Below are 12,845 nucleotides of genomic sequence, written 5' to 3' on the forward strand. Positions count from 1 at the left end.
CGCGCTTCGGAAGGAAGGTTACGTTCATGCAGCTTTGGAGCTGGTCGGGTTTCTTCGGATACCTCTTCAACCCGTTCATTCTCGGGGGTGTCTTCACCACTATATGGCTGACGGTGGTCTCGCTGAGTGCAGGCCTGATCCTCGGATTTGCCTTGGCATTGATGCGGCGTTCCAAGGCGCGTTTGGTTCAGCTGGTAGCCAAGGCCTATATCTGGCTTTTCCGCGGCACGCCCTTGCTTGTCCAACTGATCGCCATCTACACGGCATTGCCGCAGTTCGGCATCCGCTTTTCGGTTGTCGAGGCGGCACTGATCGGGCTGGCGCTCAACGAGGCAGCCTATCTGGCCGAGATCATTCGTGCCGGTATCGAAGCCGTTCCCGAAGGGCAGGCGAGAGCCGCACGCGCGCTCGGCATGACCGAGCGGCAGATCATGCGTCATATCGTTATGCCGCAGGCGTTCAAGGTGATCATTCCGCCGCTTGGAAATTCGGTCAACGGTCTTCTCAAAACGACGTCGGTGACCTCGGTCATCTCCATGGAAGAACTTCTGCGCCGCACTCAGGTCCTTATCCAGGAGCGCTTCATGGTGTTGGAGCTCTTCTCGGTAGCTGCCATCTACTACCTCCTTTTGACCACGCTCTGGGACTTTTTCCAGAGCCACATCGAGAAACGCTTCGGTCAGGCAGACTCCCGGCTGTCCATGACGGAAAAGCGCTAGAAGCAGGATAATCGACATGACCAAGAAATTTCGCGGTGTCTATACTGTGATGATCACGCCGCTGGACGAGCATGGCGCGGTGGATCTGAAGGCGCTCGCCGCCTTCACCGATTGGCAGGTTCGCCAAGGCATCCACGGATTGATACCGTTGGGGTCGACGGGAGAATTTCTCTCGCTCAGCGAGGACGAGCGCGACGGCGTCGCACGCACGGTGATCGAAACCGTGGCCGGCCGCGTGCCGGTGCTGATCGGCGCCGGTGCGGAAGACACGCGGGAATGTGTTCGTCTGAGCCGCAAGGCGGAAGCGATGGGTGCCGACGGCGTCATGATTATCCCGCCTTTTTATTCGACCCCGACCGATGACGAACTGGTGCACCACTATCGCACCGTCGCATCATCGATCTCCATTCCCATCATGGTCTACAACAATCCCGCAACGGCCAATGTCGACCTGAAGCCGGAGCTGGTCGAGCGGATCGCTGAAATCGACGGCTGTGACTATATCAAGGAGTCGACGCTGGAGGTCACGCGCGTGCGTGATATCATCCGGCTTGCAGGCGACAATATGACGGTCTTCGGCGGCATTCTCGGCTTCGAATCCTTTGTTATGGGTGCGCAGGGCTGGGTGGCGGTCGCTTCCAACGTTGCTCCAGGGCCGATGGCGCGCATTTTCGAATTGGTGGCTGACGAAAAGAAGATCGACGAGGCCCGCGCCCTTTATCTGCACTGGCTGCCGATCATTCAGGCCGTCGGCGGGCAGGCCTATGTCGCCGGTTCGAAGTCGCTGTTGCGGCATATGGGTTTTGGCGCCGGTGCGCCGCGCCCGCCGCGTCTGCCTCTACCCGCCGAGCAGGATGCGGCCATGAAAAAACTGGTTCAGGATTTCAGCCTGAAATTCGACGCCTGAGGATGCCATCCGTGTCAACCGCTCCTCGATCTGTGGCTGAATCGACCATCGAATTCTTCGTCGATGGCCGTTCTCTTCATGCCGAGCGCGGCATGACGATTGCCGCCGCGATCGAGGCTGGCGGGCATCACGGCTTTTCGCGCGGATTGAAGGGCGAGGCGCGCGGGCTTTTCTGCGGTATGGGGGCTTGCCAGGATTGTCTCGTGACGGTCGACGGCAAAACCAGCCAACGCGCCTGCATGATCACCGTCGAGGCCGGCATGCAGGTTCGCAGGCCATCTTCGCGTCCAGCTATCGCGTCGAGGGACATTGCAGATCTCTCCAATGTCCCCGGATCGATCGCAACTATCGAGATGGATCTGCTGGTCATTGGCTCTGGACCAGCCGGTCTTGCGGCTGCAGAAGCGGCTGCAAGCGCCGGTGCCAAGGTCACGATCGTTGATGAACGCAAGATTGCAGGCGGCCAATATTATAAACAGCCTGCGACGTCGACGGCCGTGGCGCAGCTGGAACACGATGCGCAGGCCCGCGAAGGACTGGACCTGATCCGAAGTGCCGGCGAGGCTGGAGCGACCCTGATCGGCGAAACGGTTGTCTGGGGCGCTGAAAACGGTGAAGGCGGCACCATCATTGCCTGCTACAATCCGTCGGGCGCATTCTATTGCAAGCCTCGAATGATCGTGATTGCAACCGGTGCCTACGAGCGGCCATACCCGGTGCCAGGCTGGACGCGTGCGGGCGTCATGACCACAGGGGCGGCGCAGACCCTCCTTAGAAGCTACGGCACGGTACCTCGCGGCAGGATCCTGATTGCCGGCAACGGGCCTCTTAATATCCAGGTCGCCAACGAGATCCGCAGGGCGGGCGGCACGGTGGTCGCGCTGGTCGAAGCCGCAGCGTCGCCATGGTCGAAGCCTTTCGAAGCCTTGAGTTTATTGAAGCTCGGTGGCGGCGTTGCCATCCACGGTGCCCGGCAGCTTGCGACTTTGCAGGCAGCCGGTATCCCAATCTGCTGGGAAAGCAGGATTGCCTCCATCGATGGACCCGCCGGCGTCCACTCAGTCATCATATCCGGCCCGAAAGGTGACAGGACACTGGATGCCGATACTGTCCTGATCGGCGGCGGCTTTGCCTCCTCGAACGAGCTTGCGCGCCTGCTTGGCTGTGGCCACGCGGTCGCTGGTGGCGATCTGGTGGTTCAGGGTGCCGATGACGGCGAGACCACGCTTCCTCACATCCATATCGTCGGCGAGGCCGCCCGCTTTGGCGGTGCTCATATCGCCAAAGCACAGGGTCGGCTGGCCGGGCTCGCGGTTGCGCGCAAGCTGGGTTTTGGCGGCGCACCCGATCGTGAGGCAGAGCGCAGGCTTGCCCGCCATCGCACCTTCCAGGCTGCTCTGTGGAAGGCTTTCGAGCCGGCAACCGTCGATCGAGGCGAGACGCTTGCCGATGGGACGATCATTTGTCGCTGCGAAGGTGTAGCGGCGGGCACTTTAAAGGCGATCATTGCAAAAGGCGCAGCGGATATCGCCACGTTGAAACGACTTTCGCGTGCTGGCATGGGACGCTGCCAGAGCCGTTATTGTGGTCATGCGCTGGCTAAGATCGCAGGCGAGAGGCGCAACGCCGGAGAGACGCAGGGTTTTTTGGCGCCGCAAATGCCGTTGCGGCCCATTCCGCTGGCCGCGCTCGCTGTCGAAAAGCCCGAATGGGGAGGGCACAAGCGGGCAATGCTGCCCGAGAGGCAGCCGTTGCAATCGGCTGAGCCTTTGCCGTTCCGTGAAACATCGACATTGGTAATCGGGGCAGGGATCGCCGGTCTATCGACCGCGCTTTTCCTGGCGCGAGAAGGTGAGGACGTTGCGGTTGTCGAACGCGCCTTTGCCAATTCGCTTGCCTCCGGAGGCAATGCCGGCAGCTTGCATGCGCAGCTTCTATCCTTCGATCACGGCGTGCGCGCCGAAGGTGGTGGCGGGCCGGCGGCCCAGACGCTGCCCTTGCAGCGCGATTCCATCGCCCTTTGGGCCGCCTTGCAGCGGGAGCTCGGTTGCGATTTTGAGATGAAGGTGACCGGCGGCCTGATGGTTGCCGAGAGCGAGGCGCATATGCGCTTCCTTGCCGATAAGGTCGTCGTCGAGCAACGCGCCGGTATCGAGTGCCGTCTGATCGATCGAGACGAGTTGCGGTCTTTGGAGCCGGCATTGTCACCCGCATTCGTCGGGGCTGCCTATTGTCCACAGGAAGGCAAGATCAACCCGCTCGTCGCGACCCAGCATATCCTCGATGCCGCGCGTGCAAAGGGAGCCCGCATCATCGAGAAATGCGAAGTCGTCGCCATCACTGCTGCGGCGTCCGGCTTTGAGGTACGGACATCGCGCGGCATCATCAGGGCGAAACGCATCGTCAATGCGGCCGGCGCCTTTTCTTCGCGCATCGGTGCCATGCTCGGGCTAGACATTCCCGTGTTCGGCGCACCGTTGCAGATGGTCGTCACAGAGGCTGCTGCCCCGCTGATATCCTGCCTAGTCGCCCATGCGGACCGGCATCTGACCCTGAAGCAGGCGAGCAACGGCAATTTCATCATCGGCGGCGGCTGGACAGCAGGCCTTGATCCGGTGCATCAGCATCCTCGCACGCTGCTGTCGAGCCTTGAGGGCAATCTCTGGGTGGCCCAGCATGTGGTTCCGGCGCTGCGCAAGCTGCACGTCATCCGCAGCTGGGCGGCGATGAACATCAATATCGACGGCGCCCCCATCCTTGGTGAACATCCGCTGCAGCCCGGCTTCTTCAACGCCGTGACCTCCAACGGCTATACACTCGGCCCCCTGGTCGGCCAGCTTACCGCGCAGATCGTCCTTGGCCGTGAGACCGGCAGGGCGCTGCAACCCTTTTCCATCACTCGTTTTACGAAAGGCCGCTCATGATCGAGATCAACGGCGTCTCCAAATTCTACGGCACCTCTCAGGTCCTGAAGAACTGCAGCGTCAAGGTTGAGCGCGGCGAGATCGTCGTGGTGTGCGGCCCATCCGGTTCGGGTAAGTCGACCTTGATCAAATGCGTCAACGGCCTGGAGCCCTTCCAGGAGGGGTCCATTCAGGTTCACGGGATCGAGGTGGGCGATCCGAAAACGGATCTGCCGAACCTGCGTACTCGCGTCGGCATGGTTTTCCAGAATTTTGAACTCTTCGCGCATCTCAGCATCCTCGACAACATCATGCTGGCTCAGAAAATCGTGCTCGGACGTAGCCCGGCGATGGCCGAAGCCAAGGCCATGCAACTGCTCGACCGCGTTGGCCTGATCGATCATGCGAAGAAGTTTCCGAGCCAGCTTTCCGGCGGCCAGCAGCAGCGCGTGGCCATAGCCCGCGCGCTCGCCATGGACCCCTTGGCAATGCTTTTCGACGAGCCGACATCTGCGCTTGATCCGGAAATGGTGTCCGAGGTGCTTGACGTCATGACGGGCCTGGCAAGGGACGGAATGACGATGATGGTGGTGACCCATGAGATGGGTTTTGCCCGCCGTGTGGCCACCCGCGTCATCTTCGTCGACCAGGGCGAGATCGTTGAAGACAGGCCGAGTGAAGAATTCTTCACCGCTAGTCACAATCCGAGAACGGAAGCCTTTCTCGGCAAGATCCTTCGGCACTGATGGATGCCCGCGTGCCGCGGAAACCATACGGCTGCTGCCGGACTCGACCACAACAGAGATAACCAGAGCAAGAGAGAGTGGAATGAAACTGAAGATCACTGCCGGCCCGTTTGAATTCGATGCCATGCTGGAGACGGCAAAGGCGCCCAAGACCTGCGAGGCATTTATGAAGGCGATGCCCTTCGAAGGAAAAATCGTCCATGTGCGCTGGTCGGGTGAGGGCGTGTGGATTCCGCTTGGGGAGCGAGATTTCGGCGTTCCTTACGAGAACCATACCAGCCATCCGGCCCCCGGCCACGTTATCCTCTATCCCGGCGGTATCAGCGAAACCGAAATCCTGCTCGCCTATGGCGGTGTCGATTTCTCGTCAAAGATGGGGCAGCTCGCCGGAAATCATTTCATCACGCTCACATCGAACCTCGACAAGCTGCCCGAACTGGGCCGCTTGGTATTATGGGAAGGCGCGCAGAGCATCCGGTTCGAGCAAGTTTCCGTGTAAGTTGAAGCAGACGGTTAGATTCCGGAGCATTTCATCGAGCTGAGGATCCCACTCATGACCCTTGAACATCTGTGGATACCCCCGTAAGTGCGAGAGAGATTTTCGTCAAATCTCAAGATCGGTTCCACAATTACGTGGGCTCCTCTAAATCAGAGGTAAGTAACTTGAGGCGCTTGAGGACATCCCCTGCATACGGGTTCGCACCCAAGATTGCCTTAAGCACTTCTGGCGCGTCGTGCCGGACCATCTCCACGGCAGACATCAGCGCCTCGAAGCTCTTAGTCGCCATTCGCGTCGGCCTAAGATCCATTTTCACAAGCAGATTAGCGACGAATTGAAAGCCATGCTGCAAGGCCGCGCGGAGCGAAAGATCGATGCGCTGTGCGACGCAGTCGGCGCTTTGATACCCCGCGTCACGCATGCAGAATGTGCCAACCACTTCAGAGCCGTCGAATATGACCCGGATTGAACAGGATTTGCTCCAGTTTTAATCCGAACTGAGGGCGACGGCTGGATGCAGCCGGGATGCCTTGTGTGCTGGCAACAGGCCAAAAAGAAGCCCCGTTAGAAACGAGCAGGCAAGCGCGAGAAGTATAGGACCTGGGGTAAAGCTCACCGGCAGTCCGGCGAGACGAGCCAGAAGACCGATGCCGATGCCGCATGCAATGCCAATTATCCCGCCAACGATCGAAACGACCAACGTTTCGGTGATGAACTGCCACAATATATCACGACGACGCGCGCCGGTCGCCATTCTAACGCCGATTTCCCTCGTGCGCTCGCTGACGCTGACAAGCATGATGTTCATGATCCCGATTCCACCCACCACCAGCGAGATCGCCGCGACGCATCCCAGGAAGAGCTTCATCGTCGTAAAGGTATTGGCAAAGGTTTCCCTTACCGAGGACATATTGGTTACTTGCGTATCCTGGCGCTTGTGGCGCTCATCCAGCAGTTTCTGTATTGCATTCTCGGTGGCTTCGATCGCGGCGCTATCCTCTACCTGAACGGTGATGCTGCGGACGTTTTGCGCGCCGAACAGTCTCACGCTGCCGGTTGTCAGCGGTACGAGGACGACGTCGTCCTGGTCGTTTATGCCGGCGCCAGCTCCCTTTTCCGTCATGACCCCGATCACCTGGAACAGGACCTGGTCAACCAGAACATATTGTCCGATCGGATTTTCGCCTTCCGTAAACAGCGCCTTGGCAACGGTTTGGCCAAGTGCCGCTACCGGCGCATAACCGTCGACGTCTTGCTGGTTCAGAAACTCTCCGCGCAGGACCTGCCAGGATTTCGCGGCCGTGAACTGGGGTACGATGCCGTTGGCAGTGGTGCGGTAGTCTGTGCCGCCGCGGCGGATCGTGACTGCTTTCTGCATTTCCGGCACCGCAAAGGCGACGTTGGGGATGGCCAGCATCGCGTCGGCGTCGGCAGATATCAATGTGGCGCCGGCATTGTCGATATTGCCGCGGAAGCTGGCCATGCTCGGGTGCACGATCAGCAGATTCGAGCCCATTGCCGTGATACGATTCAGGATCGATTCCTGCACGCCCGTTCCGATCGCCAGCATGGCGACGACCGAGCAGACGCCGATGATGATGCCAAGCAGTGTCAGGACCGTCCGGAAGAGATTGGCGCGCAGCGACCGCAGCGCCATTTTGACCGCTTCGCCCATGTCGGCGATCGCCGCCGATCCTTCCACCGCTGGCTGCTCCGCTAGCGGGGAGCGGACCATGCTTTCCGGTTTCTTTCGTCTCCGATCGCTGACGATCCGGCCGTCATGAAGCTCGATCAGCCGGTCGGCCTGTTCGGCGATGGACCGTGAATGCGTGACGACGATGATCGTGTGACCCTTGTCGTTCATGCTGCGCAGCAGTGCCATGACATCGCTGCCGCTTGCACTGTCGAGGGCGCCGGTCGGCTCGTCGGCCAGGATCACGCGGCCACCGTTCATGAGCGCGCGCGCGATCGACACGCGCTGCTGCTGGCCGCCTGAAAGCTGGCTTGGACGATGATGCAGCCGGTCTGCGAGGTTCAGGGACTGCAGCAGCGCATCGGCGCGCTCGTGTCGCGCCTGCGCGGACATGCCGGAATAAATAGCCGGTACTTCGACATTCTCCTTTGCCGTCGCGGTCGCGATGAGATTGTAGCTTTGAAAGACAAAGCCGAAGGTTTTGCGGCGAAGGGTGGCCAAGTCGTCGTCTTGAAGTTGCGACACGGGCTCGCCGTCGATCCGATACTCACCCCCGCTCGGCTGATCCAGACAGCCGAGAATGTTCATCAATGTCGACTTGCCAGAACCAGACTGGCCGATGATCGCCACGAATTCGCCGGCAGTGATATCAAGCGAAACATCGTGCAGGACAGCGGTGGAGAGATCGCCGTTCACGTAGCTTTTGGAGATATTTCTCAGCGAGAGGAGCACAGGCATCGGCTTCTCTTAGAACAGCGAGCTGGGACGCGTGTCGCCGGTGCGCGTCTTCCTGCCGTCGTCATTGACGACGACAGCCTCACCCTCGCGAAGTCCGTCCTTGATTTCTACATTCACGCGGTTGCGTATGCCGACGTCGACGTGACGCGCTTCGATGCTGCCGTTTTGGTTCGTCACGAATACCTGCACATCCCCGGGCTTGCCCTCAACTGGATGGAGCGCCGCGGCGGGGATCAGCAAAACACCGGTCGCTGCCGCCTTTACAAAAAAGACCTGCGCACTCATCGACATCATCAGTTCGCCGTCGCGGTTGGGCACATCGAAAAGAGCATAATAGAGCACGACGTTATTGTCCGTGCTCGGCATAGGCTGAATCTGGCGAAGCGTTCCGGGAAACCGCTTGCCGCTCTCGCCGATCAAAGTGAAGTAGGCCCGCATGCCGAGCTTTAGCTTGCCGATATCCGCTTCGGAGACCTGCGCTTTCACGACCATCGTCGACAGGTCGGCAATGGTGACAATGGTGGGCGTAGTCTGGTTCGCATTGAGAGTCTGTCCCTGTTTTGCGGGATTGGCGACGATGGTGCCTGAGAGGGGCGCATAGATTTTCGTGTAGCCGAGATCGACCTTGTCGCTGCCAAGCGTTGCCTGCTGCTTACGAATCTGTGCCTCGGTCGCGTCAAAGTCGGCCTGTGCCGAGGCAAGATCCGCAACGGCTTGATCCAGCGACGATTGCGCCATGCTTCTGGCCGCGACCAATGTGTGTTGCCGATCAATATTGGTTTGTTTCAGGGCGAGCTGCGCCTTTTTTGCGATGCGCTGCGCCTCGAGCATCGCAAGTTCGGCCTCGTCGATTTCAAGCTTGTGCTCTATAGGCGCTGGGTCGATTTCGGCAATGAGCTGGTTTTGAGTGACCATGTCGCCGATTTGGACATAAAGCGTTTTCAACTGGCCGGAGACCTGCGCACCGACATCGACCGACTTGACCGCTTCCAGCTTACCGACGGCGGTTACGCTATTTTCGATATCGCCGCGAACGACAGGTTGCGTCACCTTCGCACTCGCGGCCGGCCCAGTGGAATATTGGTTCCAAAACCAATAGCCCGTGCTTGCGACAGCAAGCAGAGCGATCAGGCGCAACCAGCCTCGGCCATGTTTCCTGCTGGTTTCAACGGCGGGTATCGTATCCAGCTCGTAACGACGCTCAGGTGAGAAGCGGCTTTGTTCTTCGCGGGAAGGGCTGTTTTTCTGAAGTGACATATCGCAGGAGGCACTCGGGGAAAGGAATTGTCGTGAACCTTGCTCAAGGAATAGTCCGGATCTGCATCGTCATCGTTCGCTCCCTCAGGTTGGCCGGAGTCGATCGAGCAGCGGCTTTGGAAGGCAATAACGCAATTGCCGCATTCTACTCTCCCAAGATTGATCGTGATCGTGAGAGAGCGCCCCGATCGGGCGCTCTTTCGCAGTCCTTGTTCAGTTGATCCAACCCTGGCCCGAGAAGCCGCAGGTGAATTCTTCAATTAGGCTGCGCCAGTACCATGCATCCGAGCAGGAATTCACCAGCGCCACTTGTACCGGCTCAGCGGACATGCGGGCTGCGGAAAGCTGCAATGCGCCTTTCTGCGAGGGGACGGCAACGTCGGTCAGGCTGTTGTCGGCCGCATGCGGAATGCTGGCGATTGCCATGGCGGGCAGAGACGCAGATGCGAGCGCGCAGCCCAAAACGATCGAGGTGATTTTCTTACGCAAAGGAGGATCCTCCGTGTTGATGAAACAGCCGCTGATAGCAGTTGACTATCGGAAGTCGATGGGGGGTCGAGCGGGGACCCTGCAATCTGCACGGATGTGCACTCTTTGTGGACCAGCTTGCACCAATCGATAATCGGACTGTCGGACTCTATCCTCTTGATCGGACGGTCCCTCCGGCAAGCAAGATTCCTTTAGGTAGATGACGTGCGCCTTCGAACGGCGGCACGGGCATACCTTGTCGAGTGGATAAGCTAACCTATTCAAAGACCAATTGATCTTGATTTGCCGAGACGGTTCAAACGTCATGCAGCATGAAGTTCCCCATATCGTTCAATCGACGATGCAACTCGTAACTGCCGCTGTATCACAATATTCGGACCAAATGTCCGAGTCGGCCGGCACCCGCCAATCAGCCAAGCGACACCTTTGGAGTGGCGCATGTTTCGACGGTCAACTGAAAACATCTCACAAGCCACTCACAAGATTTTTATAAATTAGAGCAACCTAAATTTGCGAAGGCTATTTTCTTCCCGCCGCCCATACCTATCTCGCACTTGCGAAATGATCGCGCATTCCAACCCGCCGGGCATGGGTACGCCCCCTGCCTGCCGTCCGGCCCATCACAAGGACTCGACAATGGGTGATTTGCTTAAAGGTATCTCCAGCTTTCGCGGTGCCGTCTTTCCAGACCATCAGGCACTTTATCGCAAGCTGGCAGAGGAGGGGCAGCAGCCGCAAGCGCTGATGATTTCCTGCGCCGACAGCCGGGTGATGCCTGAAACGATCACGCAATCTGGTCCCGGCGAACTCTTCGTCTGCCGGAATGCCGGAAATATCGTCCCTCCCTTTTCCACGGCCAATGGCGGCGTGTCATCGGCGATAGAATATGCGGTCGTCGCACTCGGCGTTCGTGATATCATCGTCTGCGGGCATTCCGATTGCGGTGCGATGAAGGGGCTTTGCCATCCCGATCTCCTGAAGCCGATGCCGAATGTCGCTGCCTGGCTGAAACACAGCCATGCCGCCCATTCGATTGTCTGCGAAGCCTATCCTGTTGATCTGCCCGAGCGCCAAAGGGTTCGCGCCATCGCCATGGAAAACGTCGTTGTCCAGCTTGACCATCTGCGCACACATCCTTCGGTCGCGGCCAAGCTGGCGACCAACGACATTACCCTGCATGGTTGGTTCTTCGATATCGAGACGGGAGAGGTGCTCGTCTATGACGGTGCCGCCGCTCGCTTCACGGAAATCCTTGAGGACAGGCCCTTGCCTGTCGCGGTTAAGGGTCGCGGTCGTCCGCATGTGATCCCGCAAGCCGCGGAGTAGGTCGATGATATCAAGCTCTGTTCTTTCGCGAGACTTCGCGTCGTCGCTCGTCGTGTTTCTCGTTGCTATACCGCTTTGCCTCGGGATTGCTGTGGCCTCAGGAGTTCCGGTGGCCATGGGCCTCATTTCAGGCATTGTCGGCGGCATCGTCGTTGGCCTTTTGGCCGGCTCTCCACTTCAGGTGTCAGGTCCGGCCGCCGGCCTTGCCGTGATCGTCTTCGGTTTTGTCGAGCAACATGGCATCGCCATGCTCGGACCGGTTCTCATCGTTGCGGGATTTCTGCAGGTTCTTGCTGGATTCCTGCGGATCGGTTCGTGGTTCCGGGCAATCTCGCCTGCTGTCGTTCATGGCATGCTTGCAGGCATCGGCATCCTCATCATTCTTGGCCAGATCCATGTGCTGATGGGGGCAAGACCGGCTGCCGGAGGCATCGAGAACGTCACCGCCATGGAGCAGACCTTTGCTCGCGTATGGGGCGCGGGGCTGACGCGAGAAGCGGTCGCTCTCCTCGTGGGTCTGATTTCCTTGCTTGCCATGATCGCCTGGGAGAAGTTCAGGCCGAAGTCACTGATACTGGTACCCGGTGCCCTGGTGGGGGTCGCGGCCGGTACGATATTGACGGTCGGGATGCAGTTGCCGATCGCAAGAGTGGAGGTGCCGTCCTCTCTCATCGAAAGCATTACACTGCCGACGCTCGATGGCTTTGCCAGACTGGTCGAGCCCGGTATCATCGTGACAACACTGGTCATAGCGGTGATCGCCAGTGCGGAAACGCTGCTGTCGTCCGCCGCGGTTGATCGCATGCACGATGGCGTGCGCACCCGCTTCAACAAGGAGCTGTTTGCCCAGGGCATCGGCAACGGACTTTGCGGTCTGCTGGGTGCGTTGCCGATTACCGGTGTCATCGTCAGATCGTCCGCTAATATTCAGGCCGGCGCACGGACCCGGGCGTCGGCCGTTCTGCACGGTGTTTGGATCCTTGGGCTCGTAGCATTTCTACCGCAGCTGCTCGCGATGGTGCCGCTGACGGCGCTTGCCGCGGTCCTGCTTGTGACAGGCTGGCGGCTGATCAGTCTCCATCATGTCCGGCACCTCTTCAATCATCACGGCTGGGTTCCCGTCGGGATTTGGACCGCGACGGTGGCAATGGTGGTGCTTCAGGATCTGCTCGTCGGCGTGGCACTCGGCCTTGCGCTATCCATGCTGGAAATCCTTCCGTATCTGTGCCGCAAACTTGCCATCGACAGGTTGGAGGAGGATGAAACCATCCATCTCGACCTCGTCGGTGTGGCCACATGCAAGGACGTTCCTACTCTGCTCAATATGCTGGAAACGCTTCCCGAGGGTCGTAAGATCAGGATTGCGGGCGCTCGCCTGCACTACCTTGACCATACAAGCGCCGAGACCCTGCGTGAATGGCTGAAACGACAGAAGAAATTAGGGCGCCTCGTCGAAATTGAGCATCCGCCGGTCGGGCGCCACCGGAGGCTAAAACCGATCTTTGAACGGCTGTCAGAGGAAGTTGCCTGATCGGCGGAGAATGCATCAGGTAGCTAGCGACAATGTT

Annotated in this window: 10 protein-coding genes and 1 pseudogene; 8 read left to right on the plus strand and 3 right to left on the minus strand. The window is 59.3% G+C overall.

Translation table 11 applies throughout. The annotated features are described in order from the left end of the window. Nucleotides 1–26: 26 nt before the first annotated feature. The 6 genes and pseudogenes from ABOK31_RS23985 to ABOK31_RS24010 all read left to right on the plus strand — a co-directional run. Nucleotides 27–719: an amino acid ABC transporter permease gene (locus ABOK31_RS23985; RefSeq protein WP_075854636.1), complete on the plus strand. Its 693-nt coding sequence runs from the start codon at nucleotides 27–29 to the stop codon at nucleotides 717–719. A gap of 16 nt (nucleotides 720–735) precedes the next feature. Then, nucleotides 736–1,626, plus strand: coding sequence for a dihydrodipicolinate synthase family protein (locus ABOK31_RS23990; protein WP_174182218.1), 891 nt, complete (start codon nucleotides 736–738; stop codon nucleotides 1,624–1,626). Nucleotides 1,627–1,628: 2 nt separating this feature from the next. Further along, complete coding sequence (locus ABOK31_RS23995; protein WP_349959137.1) at nucleotides 1,629–4,550, plus strand: FAD-dependent oxidoreductase; 2,922 nt, start codon at nucleotides 1,629–1,631, stop codon at nucleotides 4,548–4,550. After that, a complete protein-coding gene (locus ABOK31_RS24000) occupies nucleotides 4,547–5,275 on the plus strand; it encodes an amino acid ABC transporter ATP-binding protein (RefSeq protein ID WP_174182223.1) in 729 nt (242 codons plus the stop codon). Before ABOK31_RS23995 ends, ABOK31_RS24000 begins: the two co-directional genes overlap by 4 nt. 82 nt (nucleotides 5,276–5,357) lie before the next feature. Beyond that, nucleotides 5,358–5,774, plus strand: coding sequence for a DUF3830 family protein (locus tag ABOK31_RS24005; protein ID WP_349959138.1), 417 nt, complete (start codon nucleotides 5,358–5,360; stop codon nucleotides 5,772–5,774). Nucleotides 5,775–6,105: 331 nt separating this feature from the next. Continuing rightward, nucleotides 6,106–6,243, plus strand: a pseudogene (locus tag ABOK31_RS24010) (IS630 family transposase); the annotation flags it as partial. An 18-nt stretch (nucleotides 6,244–6,261) separates the two neighbouring features. Here ABOK31_RS24010 and ABOK31_RS24015 read toward each other — a convergent pair. The 3 genes from ABOK31_RS24015 to ABOK31_RS24025 all read right to left on the minus strand — a co-directional run bounded on the left by ABOK31_RS24015 (nucleotide 6,262) and on the right by ABOK31_RS24025 (nucleotide 9,951). Then, nucleotides 6,262–8,205 (minus strand): MacB family efflux pump subunit, encoded by a 1,944-nt coding sequence (locus ABOK31_RS24015; protein ID WP_349959139.1) that lies wholly within the window; start codon nucleotides 8,203–8,205, stop codon nucleotides 6,262–6,264. 9 nt (nucleotides 8,206–8,214) lie between these two features. Beyond that, nucleotides 8,215–9,462, minus strand: a complete 1,248-nt coding sequence (locus tag ABOK31_RS24020; protein ID WP_349959141.1) for an efflux RND transporter periplasmic adaptor subunit — start codon at nucleotides 9,460–9,462, stop codon at nucleotides 8,215–8,217. A 213-nt stretch (nucleotides 9,463–9,675) separates the two neighbouring features. Then, a complete protein-coding gene (locus tag ABOK31_RS24025) occupies nucleotides 9,676–9,951 on the minus strand; it encodes a hypothetical protein (protein ID WP_174182231.1) in 276 nt (91 codons plus the stop codon). A 636-nt stretch (nucleotides 9,952–10,587) separates the two neighbouring features. Between ABOK31_RS24025 and ABOK31_RS24030 the strand changes: the two genes are divergently transcribed. Next, the gene (locus ABOK31_RS24030; protein ID WP_174182233.1) at nucleotides 10,588–11,277 is read left to right on the plus strand and encodes a carbonic anhydrase; all 690 of its coding nucleotides are present in this window, start codon (nucleotides 10,588–10,590) and stop codon (nucleotides 11,275–11,277) included. Nucleotides 11,278–11,281: 4 nt separating this feature from the next. Next, complete coding sequence (locus ABOK31_RS24035; protein WP_349959143.1) at nucleotides 11,282–12,808, plus strand: SulP family inorganic anion transporter; 1,527 nt, start codon at nucleotides 11,282–11,284, stop codon at nucleotides 12,806–12,808. Nucleotides 12,809–12,845: the final 37 nt, after the last annotated feature.

This window comes from Rhizobium sp. ZPR4 (assembly GCF_040215725.1).
GTDB classification, from domain to species: Bacteria; Pseudomonadota; Alphaproteobacteria; order Rhizobiales; family Rhizobiaceae; genus Rhizobium; species Rhizobium rhizogenes_D.

Excerpts from the sequence above, each read along its gene's own strand:
- ABOK31_RS24005 (WP_349959138.1), top strand. The coding sequence starts at position 5,358 with ATGAAACTGAAGATCACTGCCGGCCCGTTTGAATTCGATGCCATGCTG.
- ABOK31_RS24015 (WP_349959139.1), bottom strand. The coding sequence starts at position 8,205 with ATGCCTGTGCTCCTCTCGCTGAGAAATATCTCCAAAAGCTACGTGAAC.
- ABOK31_RS23990 (WP_174182218.1), top strand. The coding sequence starts at position 736 with ATGACCAAGAAATTTCGCGGTGTCTATACTGTGATGATCACGCCGCTG.
- ABOK31_RS24020 (WP_349959141.1), bottom strand. The coding sequence starts at position 9,462 with ATGTCACTTCAGAAAAACAGCCCTTCCCGCGAAGAACAAAGCCGCTTC.
- ABOK31_RS23985 (WP_075854636.1), top strand. The coding sequence starts at position 27 with ATGCAGCTTTGGAGCTGGTCGGGTTTCTTCGGATACCTCTTCAACCCG.
- ABOK31_RS24000 (WP_174182223.1), top strand. The coding sequence starts at position 4,547 with ATGATCGAGATCAACGGCGTCTCCAAATTCTACGGCACCTCTCAGGTC.
- ABOK31_RS24035 (WP_349959143.1), top strand. The coding sequence starts at position 11,282 with ATGATATCAAGCTCTGTTCTTTCGCGAGACTTCGCGTCGTCGCTCGTC.
- ABOK31_RS23995 (WP_349959137.1), top strand. The coding sequence starts at position 1,629 with ATGCCATCCGTGTCAACCGCTCCTCGATCTGTGGCTGAATCGACCATC.
- ABOK31_RS24030 (WP_174182233.1), top strand. The coding sequence starts at position 10,588 with ATGGGTGATTTGCTTAAAGGTATCTCCAGCTTTCGCGGTGCCGTCTTT.